A 15,585-nucleotide genomic window follows, 5' to 3' on the forward strand; every position below is an offset into this window, starting at 1 on the left:
ATGGCGAGGGCCCGGGCACGGATCACGGCGCTCCTCATCGCCCTCGGCGTGCTCGCCGGGGCCACGATCTCCTGGCCGCTGATCGGGGCCACACCGGCGTACGCGGCCGGCCCGGTCACCCAGGCGCGGGCCGAACTGTGCAGCACCAAGGAGTGGCAGGCCGACTTCCGGGCCTGCGTGGGCAAGCTCAAGGCGGTCAGCGAGGACCAGGTCGAGTGCCGCAACGCCCCGGTGCCCGGCGCGCCGGACTCCGGCCTCGCCGGCTGGTTCGCGGCCCGTCCCGACTCCGCCAAGCAGCCCGGCCCCAAGGGCCTCTACAGCGACTACGGGTACGCCGGCTACAGCTACACCACGTACGACGTGGACGGCGGCTGTGCCTCGTCCGTGCTCCACCCGGACTACCGCTTCACCACGATGGTGGCGAACGGCGAGTTCATGTTCGCCAACGCGGTGATCGGCGCGTCGAACGCGCTGCGGGAGCGCGCGTGGGACCCGCGGACCATGTGGCGCTGGGCGGACCCGCTGGTGGAGCAGGCCACCAAGGCCGTCTACCAGAAGGTGTTCAGCGTCTTCGGCATCATCACCATCTGCGTGGTCGGCCTCTACCTGCTCTGGCGCTCCCGCCAGTCGGACATGAGCAACGCGATGACCACTGCCGGCTGGGCGATCCTGGTGATGGTGGCGGTGACCGCGCTGGCCGCCTGGCCGGTGAAGTCCGCGAACATCGCCGACAGCACGCTGATCACCACCCTCGGCGTGGTACACGACGCGGTCGGCCCGTCCGCGAAGGACACCCCTCCCGGTCAGTGCGATGACCCGAACCCCGAGTCGTGCAAGGACCATCGCCCCCCGGCCGTACGGGCCAGCGACACCGCGACCGAGACCATGCTCTACCGCAACTGGCTGCGGGGTGTGCTCGGCTCCGCGGACAGCGAAACCGCCAAGAAGTATGGCCCTGCCCTCTACGACGCCAAGTCGCTGACCTGGGAGGAAGCGGAGAAGCTCCGCCAGAACCCGGCGACCCGCGAAGGCACCATCAAGGCCAAGCAACAACAGTGGGCCCGGGTCGCCGAGCAGATCAAGTCGGAGGATCCGGAGGCGTACGAGTACCTCCAGGGCACCAAGGACATGGACCGGATCGGCGCCGGCTTCATCGCGGTGCTGGCCTCGCTGCTGTTCGCCATGTTCGACCTCACCGCGTCGGTGCTGGTGCTGCTCGGCTTCCTGATCTTCCGGTGGGCGGTGATCGCCGCGCCCATTCTCGGCACGGTCGGGTTGATGCGCCCGGCCAGCGCCGGGCTCCGCCGGCTGGCGAACGCCGTGGTGGCCGCCGTGTTCAACATCGCCATCTTCGGCACCGGCGCGGCCATCTACCTCTTCGCCGTCGACCTGATCATGAACACGGCCACCCTGCCGGGTTGGCTCCAGGTGGTCCTGGTCTGGCTCTGCGGGGTGGTGGGCTGGCTGTTGCTGCGGCCGTACCGGCGGATCACCCAGCTCGGCGGCAAGGACAGCAGCGAGGCGGTCAGCTCGGCCGGCTCGTGGCACCGCCGGTTCTTCCGGGACATGCGGGTCGCCGCCCGGCTGGACGTCGCCGAGCCCGGCGGCACCAACGAGCCGGCGTTCGGCCGGCGTCGCGGCGTCGTCGCCGACCAGCGCAGCCTCCGACCGGAGGCCCGGCACGAGGATCCCGCGCACGCCGCCACACCCGTCGAGCGGGAGCGGCCGGACGGACGGGAACGGCCGGACGAGGCGCCCGCGCCGGAGCGCACCGGCGGACGGCCCACCACTGCCCCCCGGCCGCGCCGGGCGCCGTCCACCTGGACCGAGCCGGACGTGCCCGAGGAGGTCCCCTCCTACGCCGTCTACCGACCCGACTCGGCGGACCGGGCGACCGCACCGGCCACCCGGCCGGCGCCGCGGATCCGCTCCGAGGCCAGGTGACCTTCGATGCGACGGGCGCTGGAGTTCCTCTTCACCCGGGTCCTCCGGTCCCGGCTCGGCATCGCCCTGGTGATCGCCGTTCTCGTCTTCGGGGTGATCGGCGCGGCACGGCTGGTCTCCGGAGCCGGCGACGGGGGCGTCGGCGTGGCCGTCCGTCCCACCCAACCGATCAGCACCGTGGATCCTGAGGCGGGTGAGGACGGGGTGCTGTCCAGCCCGCCGGCGGCGGTCGCCCCGAAGACCCGCCCCGGTGAGCCCACCCCCGAGCAGGTGGCCGGACGCTTCACCTCCGCCTGGCTGGCCGGTCCGGGCAGCACCGGCGACGCCTGGCAGGCCCGGCTGCGTCCGCTCTCCACGCCTGCGCTGGTGGAGAAGATGGCCGGGGCCGACCCGGAGACCGTGCCGGCCCGGCGGACCACCGGCCCGCCGACGCTCCGCCCCCGCACCGAGACCTTCGTAGAGGCGCTGATCCCGCTGGACGACGGCACGCTCCGGCTCGAACTGGTCGCCCCGGACGGGCCGTGGTTGGTGGACGCGGTCGACTGGGAGCGGTCGTGAGCGCCGTCGGGCAGGTCCGCCGCAAGGTCCGGGTCGGCGTGCTGGTCACCGCGGTCACCGGCGTACTCGCCCTACTCTGCTGCGTGGGTGGCGCTGCCGCCTTCTTCCTCACCGAACTGGGCGGCGATCGGGAGGACCCGAAGCTCGCCGGTCTGACCTGCGACCCCACCTATCAGGTGACCCTGACCGGGGACATGCCACGCTTCGCCGAGTACGGCGAGGGCCAGCTGCGCAACGCCGCCGCCATCATCAAGACGGGCCAGGACATGAAGGTGCCGGCCCGGGGATGGGTGATCGCGTTGGCCACCGCGATGCAGGAGTCGGCGCTGCGCAACCTGGCCAACAGCCGCGTGCCGGCGTCGCTGGCGCTGCCGCACGAGGGGGTCGGCGCCGACCACGACTCGGTGGGCCTGTTTCAGCAGCGGCCGGGCTGGGGCAGCGTCGAACAGCGGATGACGCCGTCGTACGCGGCGCACAAGTTCTACCAGAAGATGGTGAAGGTGCCGAACTGGCAGCAACGGCCGCTGTCCGTGGTGGCGCAGCGGGTTCAGGTCAGTGCGTTCCCGGATGCCTATGCCAAGCACGAGGAGCTGGCGGGGCGGATCGTCGACGCGCTCGCCGGTGGGGCGGCCCGGACCGTGGAGATCGCCGGCAAGGCGGTCTGTGACGCCGCCGCCGGGGCCCGGATCGCCGCCTCCGGCTGGACCGCACCGCTGCCCGGCGGGGTGGTTTCCGGTTTCCGGACCGATGCCCGCCCGAGCCACGACGGCGTGGACCTGGCCGCGGACAAGCGCACCGAGATCCACGCCGCGTCGGCCGGCCGCGTGCTGGTCGCCCGGTGCGACCCCGACCACTCCGGCCGGCGGGACTGCGACCGGGACGGCTGGCCGGACAAGGGCGGCTGCGGGTGGTTCGTCGACATCCTGCATGCCGGCGGCTTCATCACCCGCTACTGCCACATGATCGAACGACCCCGGGTACGTCCGGGTCAGGAGGTCGCCGCCGGTGAGGTGATCGGGCTCTCCGGCACCAGCGGCAACTCCTCCGGCCCGCACCTGCACTTCGAGGTGCACCACGACAGCGACCGGTCCAGCCGCGGTGCGGAGAACCCGGTGCCGTTCATGCGCGAGCGCGGTGCGCCCCTCACCGGGACCGGATGAGTTCGCCGCCGATGAGCAATCCGCTGCCCGACCCGTTCGCGGACCGCCCCGACTGGGCTCCGCTGCCACCCCGCCCGATCGAGATCGTGCCGGCCACCGGCGGAACCGAGCTGCGCGGCCGCCGGGTGCTGGTCGGCCTGCCCGGCCTCGGCTGGCGCGGTGACCTGCGCGCCGACGAGCGGGTGGTGCAGGGCAGCCGCACCTACGTGCCGGTCATCCCGGAACACGAGTGGTACCGGGCCGAGTCCGAGCAGGTGGAGGTGTTCGCGCCGCTGGTGCCGGTGGAACGCGTCTGGGTGGAGACGGTCGGCGGGCGGAGACCGCCGACCGGTCCGGCCGAGTCGGGCATCCGGCTGGTGTCGCTGGACGCGCCCACCCGCCGACCACCCACTCCGGTCTTCGAGACCGACGCGGTGACCGGACGGCGCGTGGTGCACGTCGACGACGGCACGGAGCGGCGTGACCTGCGGGCCGTCACCGAGACCTACTCCGGCGCGGACGGCGACATCTGCGTCCGGGTGGCATCCGAGCTGGAGTGGTACCGCTGGGCGTGGCGCGGACAGGCGCCGACCACCCTGGAGGTGCCGGTCCACCTGCTCTGGCTGGAGTAGCGGCCGCTAGCCGATCTTGCCGCTCCCGCACACTCGCCAGCCGTCCCGCTCAGCCACCCGGAACTGCCAGTCCTCTCGCCGACTGCTTCGGGTCTGTCCGTCAGCCGAGCTGGAAATAGTCAAAGTCGTGCTTACCGACTCATCAGCACCATTCTTGACTCTGGTTAGCGGGCCCCAGCTGACGCGGACTACAACACCGAAATTCGCCTCACGCTGTTCCACCTCCGCACGAAGACCGCGGATCGCATCAAGATCACCTTCTGAGGTGCAGGAGAATTCCTCTGCCTTGGTGTCGTTGCGCTCCACCAGGTAAGCCCGGAGATAGTTGTCCACCACCACGTCCGGGGCGCTGCGGTCCGGGGCGGTCGCCCGGTCGTACAGCACGAAGCCGACCACCGCGCCGCCCGCGCAGAGCAACGCCACCACTCCCGCGACGACCGCGAGCACGGTGCGCAGCGGGCGCTTGGGGCGGGCCGGAGCCGGCGCGGGCGCGGGCGGCGCCAACTGCTCCGGCGGGGTCCGCTGCGCCGGTACTCGGGAGACCTGGGAACCGGCGGGGGGCTGCACTGATTCCACCTCCTGAGGCTATCGGCTGCGGGCCGCGTACCCAATGCCTCAGAACTGGCGGATCGTGGCGAACCGCCGGGCGGACCTCGTCCGGCGACGGGTGAGGCTGCTCACCGGTGCGCAGCTCACCGCGCCGACCGACATCCCGGTGGACCGCTCCTGACTGGGTTACCGTCACAGCTCGGGGGGAAGATGTCGGCCTCGGGAAGAGAGGTGGACGCGGTGGCGACTCCGAAGGCGCGTGCCGGCCGGGCCGCCGCGCTGCACCGCAGGGCCGAGGCCGCGGCGACTGCGGCCGCCGGCATCCTCGACGAGATCCGGCCCGCGCCCGCCGACCACCACCGGCAGTACGAGCTGGCCGAGCGCCTGCGCGCGGCGGCCGAGCGGGTGGCGCCCGGCTGGGCCGGCGCTGCGTGGGAGTCCCTGGCACCGGCCACCCCGCCCGGTGACGGTCCGCCGGCTCGGGTGCGGGTCGGCAGCGCCGCGCCGCTCGACGACGCCCGCTTCCCGGCGCTGGTGCCGCTGCTCGGCAGTGGCCACCTGAGCGTCGACACCGATGCCTCCGAACCGCGGGTGGCGGGGCTGCTCCGGGCGCTGCTGCTGCGTCTGTTCGCGGCGACGCCGGCGGGCGCGTTGCTGGCCCGGGTGGTCGACGGGGGTCAGGGCGACACGTTCGCGGGTTTCGCGGCGCTGGCCGACGCCGGTCTGCTGCCGCCGCCCGTCACCGATCTGGCCGGGCTGCGTGCGGTGCTGGCCGAGGCGGAGCAGTGGGTGGCCGCCGGCACCGCCCGGCAGCGCGGCCACGACCGTACGCTGCTGCTCGTGGTGGCCGCCACGCCCGACGGCACCGCTCCGGCCGACGTGGACCGACTCGCCGACCTGGCCGAGCGTGGTCCCCGGGCCGGGTTGCACCTGGTGGTCGCCGGCTGGCCGGCCGGCGTCCCGCTGCCCCGGGCCACGCCGCTCGCGGTGCGCACCGCGTACGCGCTTGTCGGTGACCCGCCGGCGGCCGGGTTCAGCGGCCCGGGCGTCGAGGCGCCCGGCGGGTTGAACTCGCCGGTGTTCCTGGACGACGATCCGCCGGCCGAGGTGGTGGCGGAGGTGTGCCGGCGGCTGGCCCGGCAGATCGAGGACGGGTCGCGGCTGGCCCTGGCCGATCTGCTGCCGGCCGACGGGTTCTGGGCCGACGGTTCGGCCGACGGGCTCAGCACCACGGTCGGTGACGCGGCCGGGCGCCCGGTGAGTCTCGGGTTCACCGAGCTGACCCCGCACTGGCTGGTGAGCGGCCGGTCACAGGCCGGGCGTTCGGCGTTCCTCACCGACACGCTGTTCGGGCTGGCCGCCCGGTACGGCCCGGACGAGCTGGAGCTCTACCTGGCCGACCTGGGCGACGGGGAGTCCTTCGTGGAGTTCCTCCAGACCGAGCGGGACCGTTCCTGGGTACCGCAGGTCCGCGCCGCCGGGATGGCCGCCGACCGGGAGTACGTCGGGGACCTCTTCGGTGAGCTGGAGGCGGAGGCGCGCCGCCGTGAGGAGGCGTCCCGGCGGGCCGGCGGGCAGCGGTACGCCGAGCTGCGCCAGCACCAACCGCTGCCCCGGATCGTCTGTGTGATCGACAACTTCCCGCTGGTGCTGCGCGACCGGGACCGGCTCGCCACCGACCTGCTGGCCCGGTTGGACGCGTTGGCCCGGGTCGCCCGCGCGTACGGAATCCATCTGGTCCTGGCCGGCGAGGGTGACCTGGGCATCGGTGGTCCGCGCGATCCGCTGCTCGGCCAGTTCCCGGTGCGGGTGGCGCTGCCCGGCGGCTCGGCGGTGCTGGAGCCGGCGAACGACTCGGCGGCCGGCCTGCCGGTGGGCAGCGCGGTGGTGAACACGGCCGGCGGCCTCGGTGGCCCGCGTGGCGCGACCCGCGGCCACGAGCGGATGATCCGCTTCCCGGACCCGTACGGGGATCCGGACGTCCTCGCCGACCTGCGACGGCGGCTGTGGTCGGCGCGGCCGGAGACGGCGGTTCCGCCGGTGGTGTTCGCCGGCTACGCCCGCCCGCTGCTCGCCAACGATCCGCGGCACCGGGCCGCGCTGGCCGGGCGGGTGCCTGCGCCGGCCGCGCTGCTGGGCCGCGCGGTGGACGTGCGGCGCAGCACGGTGGCGGTGCCGCTCGGGCCGGTCGCGGGCCGGAACCTGGCGGTGCTGGGTGGGGACGAGGAGGCCGAGCGGCTGCTGGTCACCGCCGTGCGCAGCGCGGCGGCGGCGCATCCGGACGCCGGGCGGTTCGTGCTGGCGCCGCTGGCGAACGGGTCGGCCGAGCCGGCCGGCGTGCTGGCGGCCGAGCTGGCCGGGCGGCACCGGGTGGAGACGGTCGACGCCGGCGGGCTGCGGGCGGCCATCGAGGCGGACGAGCCGGGTTACCTGGTGGTGTTCGGGCTGGACGTGCCGGACGCCGCCGAGTTGCCGCCGGAGCTGCTGCGGTCGTTGCTGTTGGAGGGTCCGCCGGCCGGCCGGCACCTGCTCGGCTGGTGGCGTACCCCGGCGCCGCTGGCCGGGCTGCTCGGGCCCGGGGGCGAGGTGGACAAGCTCACCGCCGTGGCGGTCACCGACGTGCCGGGTGGGCGGCTGGAGCGACTCTTCGACCGGCCGGTGTGGTGGCATCCCCGGCCGGGTCGCGCGGTGCTGTGGGACGGCCCGGAGGAGCAGGGCACGGTCTTCGTGCCGTTCGGCACCGGGGAGGCGGCCCGATGAGCGGGGCTCCGACGGCGGTGCCCGGGCCGCGCGTGGGTGATCCGACGGTGACGGTGGACCCGGCCGAGTCGGCCTGGGCGGAGTACGTCGCGGCGGCGCGGCAGCTCGACGGCGTACGCCGGGCGGCGGCGACGGCCGCCGGGGAGCAGGCCCGGTCGGTGACGGCGGCCCGCGAGGAGCTGACCGGGGTACGCGAGCGGCTGGCCGCGCAGCAGTCCCGGCTGCGTGAGCTGGGCGTACCGGCGATCTCGCTGGCCCCGACGCCGCCGGAGGTGGGCGAGGCGGCCCGGTCGATGGCGGGTGGGCCGTCCGCCGTGCTGGCGGCGCTGCGGGCTGCCGGCGGCTGGGCGGACGCCGCGGACGACACGTTGGCCGCGCACGGCCTGCCCCGGCTGGCCCGCTGGCCGGCCCGCCCGCGCAACCTGCTGGTGTACGGGCCGTTGGCGTTTGTGGTGCCGCTGTTGCAGCTCGTCCTCTACGCGGTCGCGGGTGCCGGGCCGGTGACCGTGCTGGCGCTGCTGGTGGGGCTGCCGCTGCCGGCGGTGGCGTTCATGCTGGGTTGGCTGGCGGTCGGGCGGGTGTTCCGGCCGCGCCCGACCGACCGGGTGGACCGGACGCCCCGGTTCGGCGCGCTGGTCTGCCTGGTCCCGGCCGTGCTCACCGCCGCCGGTCTGCTGCTGGCCATGCTGCCCGGCTGACCCGACACCGGGGGGACGACCGCGGCCACACGGGAAGAGCGCGGGTCAGCGGTGCATGATCAGCGCCATCGCCTCGGCCCGCGACTTGGCGTCGTTCTGGAGGCCGCCCCGGACCGCCGAGGTGATGGTCTTGGCGCCGGACTTCTGGATGCCGCGCATCGCCATGCACATGTGCTCGCACTCGAGCACCACGATGACGCCGCGCGGGGCCAGGCTGGACATCAGCAGGTCGGCGATCTGCGACGTGAGCCGCTCCTGCACCTGCGGCCGGCGGGCGAACACCTCGACCAGTCGGGCCAGCTTGGACAGGCCGGTGATCCGGCCGTCCGGCCCGGGGATGTAGCCGATGTGGGCGCTGCCCCGGAACGGCAGCAGGTGGTGCTCGCACAGGCTCATCACGTCGATGTCCCGGACGAGCACCAGCTCCTCGTGGTTGGCCTCGAAGGTGGTGCGGAGCACCTGCGCCGGGTCGACGCGCAGGCCGGCGAAGAGTTCGGCGTACGCGCGGGCGACCCGGGCCGGTGTCTGCTGGAGGCCGTCCCGGTCCGGGTCCTCACCGACCGCGATGAGGATCTCCCGGACCGCCTTCTCGATCCGGCCGAGGTCGACGCTGTCCTCGACCGGGCCGCCGGTGAGCTTGCCGCTGATCAGGCGCGCGGCCACGTAGTCGAGCGCGTCGTCCCCGTCGGGCTCGGTCGCGGAAACGGCCGGCTCCCGGTGGGGGGAGCCGGCCGTCGGGTCGGTGCTCAGTGCGAACCGTCCGAGTTGTTGCTGGCGCCGCCGACCGAGATGCCGTCGGCGGTGGCCTGCGCCTTGAGCGCGTCCTTCTCGGCCGGGGTGAGCACGGGCGGCTCGGTGGAGGGCTGGCGCTTGCCGAAGCCGTGGTACGGCGCCATCGGCGGCCGCTTGACCACGCGGGCGCAGATCCGGGCCATGTCGGCGGTGGAGAGCGTCTCCTTCTCCATCAGCTCCAGGACCATGTTGTCCAGGACGTCCCGGTACTCCACCAGGATCTCCCAGGCCTCGTCGTGGGCCAGCTCGATCAACGCGCGCATCTCGCCGTCGATCTCGGCGGCCACCGAGTCGGAGTAGTCCCGCTCGTGGCCCATGTTGCGGCCGAGGAACGGTTCGTCGCCGCTGGTGCCGTACTTGATCGCGCCGAGCTTGGAGCTCATGCCGTACTGGGTGATCATCGCGCGGGCCAACTGGGTGGCCTTCTCGATGTCGTTGCCGGCGCCGGTGGTCGGCTCGTGGAACACGAGTTCCTCGGCCGCCCGGCCGCCCAGCGCGTACGCCAGGGTGTCAATCATCTCGGCCCGGGTCTGGGTGTACTTGTCCTCGGTGGGGAGGACCAGCGTGTGCCCCAGCGACCGGCCCCGGGACAGGATGGTCACCTTGTGCACCGGCGCGGCGTGCGGCAGCGCCCAGGCGACGAGCGCGTGCCCACCCTCGTGGTACGCGGTGATCTTCTTCTCCTGGTCGCTCATCACCCGGGTGCGGCGCTGCGGGCCGGCGATCACCCGGTCGATCGACTCCTCAAGCGAGTCGTTGGAGATCGCCCGCTGCTCCTTGCGCGCGGTGAGCAGCGCGGACTCGTTGATCACGTTGGCCAGGTCGGCACCGGAGAAGCCCGGGGTACGCCGGGCCACCGCGTCGAGGTCGACGTCGGGCGTGAACGGCTTGCCCTTGGCGTGCACCCGCAGGATGGCCTTGCGGCCCTCCATGTCGGGGGCGTCGACCGGGATCTGCCTGTCGAACCGGCCCGGGCGCAGCAGCGCCGGGTCGAGGATGTCCGGCCGGTTGGTGGCGGCGATCAGGATGACGCCGCCCTTGGTGTCGAAGCCGTCCATCTCGACCAGGAGCTGGTTGAGCGTCTGCTCCCGCTCGTCGTGGCCGCCGCCCATGCCGGCGCCACGGTGGCGGCCGACCGCGTCGATCTCGTCGACGAAGACGATCGCCGGCGCGTTCGACTTGGCCTGCTCGAACAGGTCACGGACCCGGCTGGCGCCGACACCGACGAACATCTCGACGAAGTCGGAGCCGGAGATGGAGTAGAAGGGCACGCCGGCCTCGCCGGCCACGGCGCGGGCCAGCAGCGTCTTACCGGTACCGGGCGGGCCGAAGAGGAGCACGCCCTTCGGGATCTTGGCACCCAGGGCCTGGTACTTCGCCGGGTTCTGCAGGAAGTCCTTGATCTCGTGCAGTTCCTCGACGGCCTCTTCCGCCCCGGCCACGTCCGCGAAGGTCGTCTTCGGCGTGTCCTTGGTGATCATCTTCGCCTTGGACTTGCCGAAGTTGAGCACCCGCGAGCCGCCGCCCTGCATCTGCGACATGAAGAACAGCAGCAGGAGCACGAGCAACGCGATGGGGAGGAGATTGACCAGCAGGCTGACCCAGATGCTGTCCGACGACACCTTGGTGTCGACCGGGCCGGTGATCCGGTCCGCCGCCTCGGCCTCGCGGACCTGGTTCCAGACCTGGCCGCCGACCTCGTACGGGAACTGCGCCTCGATCTTGTCGGTGGTGGTGTCGTCGAACTTGGCCTTGTCCTTCAGGTCGAGCTGGAGCGTCTGCTCCTTGTCCTGGAAGACGACCTTCTCGATACCGCCCTTGTTGAGCTGGTCGAGCGCGACGGACGTGTCCACCCGGTGGTAGCTCGGACCAGCGGTGAACAGTTGACTGAGCACAACGGCGCCGAGGATGACCAGGATGATCCAGACCACCGGTCGGCGGAAGAAACGCGTACGTTCCATGCTGTCGTCGGGCACCGAGGCGCCCGCATCCTCCTGATCGACGTCCTGACCGTCTGAATGGTGTCGCCGCCTCGGGCGGCGGCCGGGGCCGCCGTGCGGGCCGGCCCGACCCCCGGGGCGCGCGAACTGCCGCACCACGGTCACTCGACGGTACACCGTTCGTGCCGGATGTGAGCTTGCGAGCCCGGCACTTACGCGTACGGCGAACCAGGGTTTGAGCCGGCGTGGCGGGGAGCTCCGCACCCGACCGGCCCATGCCGCACGGTCACGCGGCTCGGAGGGTCGGGCGTGGAGAGTGCCTCCACGTCACCGGCCCCTACCGTAGACCGAAAGGCTGAGAGCCCGCTGAACGTCCGCTGACGAGCGGCTCGACGGCGGCGCTCAGGCCCGCGCGTAGACCTCGGGCTTGAGCACCCCGACGTACGGCACCTCGCGGTAGCGCTCGCCGAAGTCGAGCCCGTAGCCGACCACGAACTCGGTCGGGATGTCGAAACCGACGTACTTCACCGGCACCTGCACCTTGACCGCGTCCGGCTTACGGAACAGGGCGACCACCTCGACGCTGGCCGCGGAGCGCGACTCCAGGTACCGCAGCAGCCAGGACAGGGTGAGGCCGGAGTCGACGATGTCCTCGACCACCACCACGTGCCGGCCGGCGATGTCCCGGTCCAGGTCCTTGAGGATGCGGACCACCCCGGACGAGGTGGTGCCCTGGCCGTACGACGAGACGGCCATGAACTCCAGCTCGGCGGGCGGGCCCTGACGGCCCAACGCGCGGGCGAAGTCGGCCATGAACATGACCGCGCCCTTGAGCACGCAGACGAGCAGGAGACCGTCCTCGACGTGCGCGTAGTCCGCCGAGACCTGCTTGGCGAGTTCCGCGGTCTTCTCGCGGATCTGCGCCTCGGAGATGATCACGTGGTCGATGTCGGCGTCGTACCAGGAGCCGTCAGCCATGCTCCTAGCCTGCCGTACGCCGGATGGTCGCCGTCGGCGGGGCCGCCCCTTTTGGCGCGGTCCCGCCGGGGATCTTCGGCGCGAACAGAACAATTCACCTCAGCAGGTACGGGAGCGCCAGCGCCGCCCGTCGTCGGTGGGCTTCCAGTCGGCCGAGTCGCGGGTGTCGGCGGTGAACCCGAGGGCGCTGGCGCCGGCCAGCAGGAGCAGGAACAGCAGGAGCAGGAGGACGGTCATGGCGGCGCTCGCTTTCGCATGGTTGGTTCGCTTTTCGCCGCCGGTGCGCACCGGACACCACCAAGTCTGCGACCCGCCGTCCGACCCGGACAGTGGCAGAAATGCCCGCGAGCATCGATTTCCTGCCACCTGCCGGGTTACCCTCGTCACATGTTGCGCTCGGTGGCCGTGCTGGCGATGGACCGGGTGGCCACGTTCGAGTTGGGCGTGTTCGCCGAGGTGTTCGGCACCGACCGCACCGACGACGGCTTCCCCGCCTACCGGTTCCAGGTCTGCTCGCCGGACGGCGGGGCGGTGCGCACCTCGTCCGGGTTCCACCTCCAGCCGCACGCCGACCTGGCCCCGCTCGACGACGCGGACCTCGTCGCGGTCCCCGCGCACTTCAGCGGCGTCGCCGTGCCCGGCGAGGACGACCTGCGGGCCATCCCGCCCGCCGTGCTCGCGGCGCTGCGCCGGGCCGCCGCCCGCGGGGCGTACGTGTTGAGCGTCTGCTCGGGCGCGTTCGTGCTCGGCGCGGCCGGCCTGCTGGACGACCGGGAGTGCACCACCCACTGGCTCTACGTCGACGAGTTGCAGCGTCGCAATCCCCGGGCCCGGGTCCGCTGCAACTCGCTCTACGTCCAGGACGGCCGGCTGCTCACCAGCGCCGGCACGGCCGCCGGGATCGACGCCTGCCTGCACCTGCTCCGCCAGGAGCACGGCTCGGCGACCGCCACCCGGCTGGCCCGGCGGATGGTGGTCCCGCCGCACCGCGACGGCGGCCAGGCGCAGTACGTCGAGGCGCCGATCCCGAAGGCGCCGGAGGCGCCCACGCTCGAACCGGTGCTGGAGTGGCTGATGGGCCACCTCGACCGCGGCGTGACCGTGGACGAGTTGGCCGCCCGGGCCGGGATGGCCCCGCGTACGTTCGCCCGCCGGTTCCGCGCCGAAACCGGCACCACGCCGCACGACTGGCTGACCAACCAGCGGGTGCTGCTGGCCCGGCGGCTGCTGGAGGACACCCGGCTCAGCGTGGAGAGCGTCGCCGACCGGGCCGGCTTCGGTGACGCGGCGGCGCTGCGGCACCACTTCACCCGCCGGGTCGGCACCACGCCGCACGCGTACCGGACCACGTTCCGCGAGCGCGCCGACGCCTGAGCACCTGGTGTCGAGCGGGGCCCCGCCTATACCGGAGGCGTTAAGCGGGGGCCCCTCCTTGCACCAGGCGGGCGGCGTGGCGGCGCACCTGGTGGCCGCCGGGGAGGTGGACCGGGCCCTGGCCACGCCAGGCGGTGACGAGCGCGTCCAGCGCCGCCACGTGCCGGTGGGACAGCGCGGCCGGCGCGGCGCCCAACTCCCGCGCCCAGGCGTGCAGCACCCGGGCGCGGACCGCCGCCGGCAACGCGGCCAATCCGTCGACCGAGAGCCCGCCACCGGCGGCCCGGACGTCGGCGAGCGCGTCGCCGGCCAGCGTGTCGAGCGCGGCGGTGTCCGCCGCGAGCAGGCGTGCGGTCCGGGCGAGGTTCGCCACCACGCCGGGCCCGAGCGCGTCGACGAGCGCCGGCAACGCGTCGGCCCGGACCCGCGCCCGGGCGTACGCGGAATCGGTGTTGTGCGGGTCGGTCCACGCCGCCAGCCCGAGCGCGGCGCAGGCGGCTCGGGTGTCGGACCGGGGCACGTCGAGCAGCGGACGCAGCAGCGGCACCCCGTCCCGCTCGCGCCGCTCCGGCATCCCGGCGAGCCCGCGCGGTCCGGCGCCCCGGGCCAGCGCGAGCAGCACCGTCTCCGCCTGGTCGTCCCGGGTGTGCCCGAGCAGCACCCCGGCCGCGTCGTGTCGCCGGGCGACGGCGACAAGCGCCTCGTAGCGGGCCTCCCGGGCGGCTGCCTCGGGGCCGCCGTCGCGCCCGGCCACGCGTACCGCCACCACCTCGACCGGGTCGAACCCGGCCGCGCGGGCCCAACCGGCGACCGCGGCGGCCCGCTCGGGCGAACCGGCCTGCAGGCCGTGGTCGACGGTCACCAGGCCGGCCGCGCGGCCGAGCCGGGGCGCCACGAACGCGGTGGCCGCGGCGAGCGCCAGCGAGTCGGCCCCGCCGGAGCAGGCCACCAGCACCGGTCCGGGCCCGGACAGGTCGGTCAGCAGCCGGCGTACGGCGAGCCGCACGGCGGCCACCGACGGCGCCGGGGCGGGCGCCTGCGGCGTCACCGGTCCCGTCGGTGTGCCCGGTTCGGTCGACGCGGCCGGTACCGCCCAGGTGGGCGGCCCGGTCGGGGCGGCCGGTTCAGCCGGCGGTCGGGGTGGCACCGGCCGGCCCGTGCACCCGGGACACCCAGGCGTCCGGGTCGCCCAGCTCGTCGAGCCGGGGCAGCGTGAGCGGGGAGGAGAAGATCTTGTTGAAGCCGGCCATGCCGACCCGGTCCACCACGCCGTGCACGAACTTCCGGCCCTCGGCGTACTGACGCATCTTGACCTCGATGCCGAGCAGCCGGCGGATCGCCTTCTCCAGCGGGTTGCCGGACTCGCGGCGGCGGTTGAACGACGCCCGGATCGACTCGACGCTGGGAATGACCTGCGGGCCGACGCCGTCCATCACGAACTCGGCGTGCCCCTCCAGCAGCGTCATCAGCGCGGTCAGCCGGTCCAGCACGGCGCGCTGCGCCGGGGTTTGCACGATGTCGAGCACGCTGGCCCGGCTCTCCGGGTCCTTGACCGCGTCGGAGAGCGTGGCGACGCCGCGGCGCAGGCGCTCCAGCAGGTGCTCGCCGCCCTGCGAGGCGTCCACGAACGCCTGCACCTCGCCCAGGAAGTAGGCGCGCATCCACGGCACGGCGGTGAACTGGGTGCGGTGGGTGACCTCGTGCAGGCACACCCAGAGCCGGAAGTCCCGCGGGTCGGCGCCGAGCTTCCGCTCCACCTCGACGATGTTCGGCGCCACCAGCAGCAGTTGGCCGGGGTCGCCGGCGAAGACCTCGTACTGGCCGAGCACCCGGCCGGAGAGGTACGCCAGCACGGTGCCGGCCTGCACGCCGGTCACCCGGGAGCCGATCGCCTCGGTGAGCGCGCCCGGCCGCTTGTCCCCGGAGAGCCGTTCCACCAGCGGCGAGACGACCTCACGCAGCCCGGCGATGTTGGCCGCCGCCCAGTCGCGGCGGTCGACCACGCGGACCGGCGGGTGCGCCACCTGGGCCCGCAGGCCGGTGTAGTCGGCGACGTGCCCGGCGGCCTCCTCGGTCAGCCGGCGCAGGTCGCCGACCACGTCGGTGGCCTCGGCGTACGACACCCGGGGGCCCGACTTGCTCAGCGCCCCCGCGGTAGCGGCGGCCAGATCCCAGTCCACGAACTGCGCCATGAACCCACCGTACCCGCGCCGCGACACCC

The 15,585-nt window shown here is 73.7% G+C and carries 14 protein-coding genes; 7 read left to right on the forward strand and 7 right to left on the reverse strand.

Annotated elements, in window-relative coordinates; translation table 11 throughout:
* The 4 genes from ACIA6B_RS16285 to ACIA6B_RS16300 are packed head-to-tail and all read left to right on the forward strand — an operon-like array spanning window position 1 to window position 4,273.
* Window positions 1-1,944, forward strand: coding sequence for an MFS transporter (locus ACIA6B_RS16285; RefSeq protein WP_396774032.1), 1,944 nt, complete (start codon window positions 1-3; stop codon window positions 1,942-1,944).
* Between the two features lie 6 nt (window positions 1,945-1,950).
* Window positions 1,951-2,502: a hypothetical protein gene (locus tag ACIA6B_RS16290; RefSeq protein ID WP_396774034.1), complete on the forward strand. Its 552-nt coding sequence runs from the start codon at window positions 1,951-1,953 to the stop codon at window positions 2,500-2,502.
* Complete coding sequence (locus ACIA6B_RS16295; protein ID WP_396774036.1) at window positions 2,499-3,662, forward strand: M23 family metallopeptidase; 1,164 nt, start codon at window positions 2,499-2,501, stop codon at window positions 3,660-3,662. Before ACIA6B_RS16290 ends, ACIA6B_RS16295 begins: the two co-directional genes overlap by 4 nt.
* Window positions 3,663-3,673: 11 nt before the next feature.
* Window positions 3,674-4,273, forward strand: coding sequence for a hypothetical protein (locus ACIA6B_RS16300; RefSeq protein WP_396774151.1), 600 nt, complete (start codon window positions 3,674-3,676; stop codon window positions 4,271-4,273).
* 6 nt (window positions 4,274-4,279) lie between these two features.
* On the opposite strand, the gene ACIA6B_RS16305 is transcribed toward ACIA6B_RS16300, so the two are convergent.
* Complete coding sequence (locus ACIA6B_RS16305) at window positions 4,280-4,840, reverse strand: hypothetical protein (RefSeq protein WP_396774153.1); 561 nt, start codon at window positions 4,838-4,840, stop codon at window positions 4,280-4,282.
* A 192-nt stretch (window positions 4,841-5,032) separates the two neighbouring features.
* Between ACIA6B_RS16305 and ACIA6B_RS16310 the strand changes: the two genes are divergently transcribed.
* Both ACIA6B_RS16310 and ACIA6B_RS16315 read left to right on the forward strand, forming a co-directional pair.
* Window positions 5,033-7,582 (forward strand): FtsK/SpoIIIE domain-containing protein, encoded by a 2,550-nt coding sequence (locus ACIA6B_RS16310; RefSeq protein ID WP_396774038.1) that lies wholly within the window; start codon window positions 5,033-5,035, stop codon window positions 7,580-7,582.
* Entirely contained in the window at window positions 7,579-8,280 is a 702-nt protein-coding gene (locus tag ACIA6B_RS16315) for a hypothetical protein (RefSeq protein ID WP_396774040.1), read from the forward strand. Before ACIA6B_RS16310 ends, ACIA6B_RS16315 begins: the two co-directional genes overlap by 4 nt.
* Before the next feature lie 45 nt (window positions 8,281-8,325).
* On the opposite strand, the gene folE is transcribed toward ACIA6B_RS16315, so the two are convergent.
* The 4 genes from folE to ACIA6B_RS16335 all read right to left on the reverse strand — a co-directional run bounded on the left by folE (window position 8,326) and on the right by ACIA6B_RS16335 (window position 12,227).
* Window positions 8,326-8,943, reverse strand: a complete 618-nt coding sequence (gene folE, locus ACIA6B_RS16320; protein WP_107159537.1) for a GTP cyclohydrolase I FolE — start codon at window positions 8,941-8,943, stop codon at window positions 8,326-8,328.
* 83 nt (window positions 8,944-9,026) lie between these two features.
* On the reverse strand, window positions 9,027-11,033 hold the full coding sequence (gene ftsH, locus ACIA6B_RS16325; protein WP_396774042.1) for an ATP-dependent zinc metalloprotease FtsH: 2,007 nt from the start codon (window positions 11,031-11,033) through the stop codon (window positions 9,027-9,029).
* A gap of 381 nt (window positions 11,034-11,414) precedes the next feature.
* A complete protein-coding gene (gene hpt, locus ACIA6B_RS16330; RefSeq protein ID WP_281934365.1) occupies window positions 11,415-11,990 on the reverse strand; it encodes a hypoxanthine phosphoribosyltransferase in 576 nt (191 codons plus the stop codon).
* Window positions 11,991-12,089: 99 nt separating this feature from the next.
* Window positions 12,090-12,227 carry a hypothetical protein gene (locus ACIA6B_RS16335; protein WP_199199870.1) on the reverse strand — a complete coding sequence of 46 codons (138 nt, stop codon included), beginning with the start codon at window positions 12,225-12,227 and terminating at the stop codon, window positions 12,090-12,092.
* A 150-nt stretch (window positions 12,228-12,377) separates the two neighbouring features.
* On the opposite strand from ACIA6B_RS16335, the gene ACIA6B_RS16340 reads away from it, so the two are divergent.
* Window positions 12,378-13,364 (forward strand): GlxA family transcriptional regulator, encoded by a 987-nt coding sequence (locus tag ACIA6B_RS16340; RefSeq protein ID WP_396774044.1) that lies wholly within the window; start codon window positions 12,378-12,380, stop codon window positions 13,362-13,364.
* A gap of 40 nt (window positions 13,365-13,404) precedes the next feature.
* Here ACIA6B_RS16340 and tilS read toward each other — a convergent pair whose 3' ends face one another.
* Window positions 13,405-14,412: a tRNA lysidine(34) synthetase TilS gene (gene tilS / locus ACIA6B_RS16345; protein WP_396774046.1), complete on the reverse strand. Its 1,008-nt coding sequence runs from the start codon at window positions 14,410-14,412 to the stop codon at window positions 13,405-13,407.
* Between the two features lie 76 nt (window positions 14,413-14,488).
* Window positions 14,489-15,556: a zinc-dependent metalloprotease gene (locus ACIA6B_RS16350; protein WP_396774048.1), complete on the reverse strand. Its 1,068-nt coding sequence runs from the start codon at window positions 15,554-15,556 to the stop codon at window positions 14,489-14,491.
* Window positions 15,557-15,585 lie beyond the last annotated feature (29 nt).

This window comes from Micromonospora sp. NPDC051141 (assembly GCF_044455765.1).
Lineage (GTDB): Bacteria > Actinomycetota > Actinomycetes > Mycobacteriales > Micromonosporaceae > Micromonospora.